Source organism: Limnospira sp. PMC 1279.21 (assembly GCF_032349615.1).
GTDB lineage: Bacteria > Cyanobacteriota > Cyanobacteriia > Cyanobacteriales > Microcoleaceae > Limnospira > Limnospira fusiformis.
Genome location: NZ_JARPLU010000595.1, coordinates 1 through 301 on the forward strand (window position 1 = coordinate 1; position 301 = coordinate 301).

1 pseudogene is annotated in these 301 nt (G+C 42.5%); it reads right to left on the reverse strand.

The features are described 5' to 3' along the window. A pseudogene (locus P5683_RS26130) lies at positions 1 to 301 on the reverse strand (RNA-guided endonuclease TnpB family protein); the annotation flags it as partial.

Consider the following 301-nt stretch of genomic DNA (forward strand, 5'->3'; position numbering starts at 1 on the left):
TTAACTGGCTGTACCATGTTCCTTTGGTGAAGTTAGAATCATTGAATTTGATTGTCTGTCGTGGGTTACGAATACTTCTGAACTTGGCATCACGGCTTGCCCTATATGCTTGATATGCGTCAAATATCGCGTTTTGTCTGATATGGCAAGGCGTTTCTTTCACCCATTGAGGTAAATCTGATTGCATTACCAGATTTCTTAACTTCAGCTTACCAATCATCCGCGTCGAGCTTCGCTGCATAGCGATGGCTTGGTTAAAACAATAACGGCAAGCCGCCAGCCATTTTTTCCAGGTTTTTTA